This window comes from Actinomadura logoneensis (assembly GCF_003428695.1).
In the GTDB taxonomy this organism is placed as follows: Bacteria; Actinomycetota; Actinomycetes; order Streptosporangiales; family Streptosporangiaceae; genus Spirillospora; species Spirillospora logoneensis.
Genome location: NZ_QURH01000603.1, coordinates 1 through 2,035, shown reverse-complemented (window position 1 = coordinate 2,035; position 2,035 = coordinate 1). Strand labels below are relative to the sequence as shown.

Below are 2,035 nucleotides of genomic sequence, written 5' to 3'. Positions count from 1 at the left end.
GACGGCGCACAGGCGGGGCCGGACGGCGCACAGGCGGGGCCGGACGGCGCACAGGCGGGGCCGGACCGCGTGGAGGGCGGCCTCGGCGGCGGGGCGGACGCCGATGAGGGCGGGATCGTGGAGGAGACCGGCGGAATGGGAGAGCGGGCATGACGGCGCTGAGTGAGGCCGCCGCGCGCGAGAGCGCGCTGAGCACCCTGCGGCGGGGGCTGCGGATCAGCCCCGAGTTCAGCGCCGGGCTCGCCGGGACGCTGCTGCTGGCGCTGGTCGCGACGGCGGGCCGGATCGTGGTCCCGGTCGCGGTGCAGCAGGTGATCGACCGGGGGCTCGGAAAGGACGGCGGGCATCCGGACCTGCCGTTCATCCGGACGGCGGTGGCGCTGTGCGCGGTCGGCGTGCTGGTCACGGCCGTCTGCGCGTACCTGATGAACATCCGGCTGTACAGGAGCAGCGAGACCGGGCTGGCGGCGCTGCGGGTGCGGGCGTTCCGGCACGTCCACGACCTGTCGATGCTGACGCAGAGCGGGGAGCGGCGCGGCGCGCTGGTGTCCCGGGTGACCGGCGACGTCGACCAGATCAGCCAGTTCATGCAGTTCGGCGGACTGATGATCATCGTGTCGGCGGGTCAGCTCGTGGTGGCGAGCCTGCTGATGGCGGTCTACTCCTGGCCGCTGATGCTGCTGGTCTGGGCGTCGTTCGTGCCGCTGGCGTGGGCGCTGCGCCGGTTCCAGCGGATGATCTCCGCGGCGTACACGCGCGTCCGCGAGCGGACCGGGGACCTGCTGTCGGTGGTCAGCGAGAGCGTCGTCGGCGCCGCGGTGATCCGCGCGTACGGCGCGGAGGAGCGCACCGCCCGCCGGGTGGACGAGACGGTGGACGCGACCCGGACCGCACAGACCCGCGCGCAGGGGCTGATCGCGATGACGTTCCCGTCCAGCGAGCTGGTCGCGGCGCTCGCGACGTCCGCCGTGGTGGTGTGCGGGACGCTGCTCGGCCTCGGCGGGCACCTGACGGCGGGCGAGCTGATCGCGTTCCTGTTCCTGGTGACGCTGTTCGTGTCGCCGATGCAGACCGCGACCGAGGTGCTGAACGACGCGCAGAACGCGATCGCCGGGTGGCGGCGCGTCCTGTCGGTGCTGGACACCGAGCCGGACGTCGCCGACCCGGGCGACGGCGGCGAGACGCTGCCGCGCGGGCCGATCGAGGTCGAGTTCGAGGGCGTCGGGTTCGCCTATCCGGGCGGCCCGCCCGTCCTGCACGGGGTGGACGCGCGGATCGCGCCGCGCTCGCGGGTCGCGATCGTCGGGGAGACCGGCTCGGGCAAGACCACCTTCGCCAAGCTGCTGACCCGGCTCATGGACCCGGTCGAGGGCGAGGTGCGGGTGGACGGGGTGCCGCTGCGGCGCGTCCGGTTCGCCTCGCTGCGCGAGCGGATCGTGATGGTGCCGCAGGACGGGTTCCTGTTCGACGCGTCGCTGGCCGACAACATCCGCTACGGCCGGGCGGACGCCTCGGACGCCGACCTGCGGCTCGCGCTCACCGAGCTGGGCCTGGCGGACTGGCTGGACGGCCTGCCGCAGGGCCTGGCGACCCCGGTCGGGCAGCGCGGCGAGTCGCTGTCGGCGGGCGAGCGGCAGCTGGTCGCGCTGGCCCGCGCCTACATCGCCGACCCGGACCTGCTGGTGCTGGACGAGGCGACCTCGGCCGTGGACCCGGCGACCGAGGTGCGCATCCAGCGCGCCCTGGACGGCGTGACCCGGGGCCGGACGGCGGTGTCGATCGCGCACCGGCTGTCCACGGCGGAGGCGGCGGACGAGGTGATCGTGTTCGACAAGGGCCGGATCGTGCAGCGCGGCCCGGCGTCCGAACTGGTCAAGGTGCCGGGGGTGTACGCCGACCTGCACGCCTCCTGGGTGGCGCAGCGCAAGATCTGACGGCGGCCGGCCCGCCGCCGGTCGGCGGCCCGCCCGGCGGTGGTCGATGGGTCCCGCCGGCGGTCGGGGGGTCCCGGCGGTGGTCGGCGGACGGGGTCCGG

Annotated in this window: 1 protein-coding gene; it reads left to right on the top strand. The window is 75.1% G+C overall.

Translation table 11 applies throughout. The features are described 5' to 3' along the window. Positions 1–149 precede the first annotated feature (149 nt). The gene (locus tag DZF91_RS24585) at positions 150–1,934 is read left to right on the top strand and encodes an ABC transporter ATP-binding protein (RefSeq protein ID WP_117359642.1); all 1,785 of its coding nucleotides are present in this window, start codon (positions 150–152) and stop codon (positions 1,932–1,934) included. The last annotated feature ends 101 nt before the right edge of the window (positions 1,935–2,035 follow it).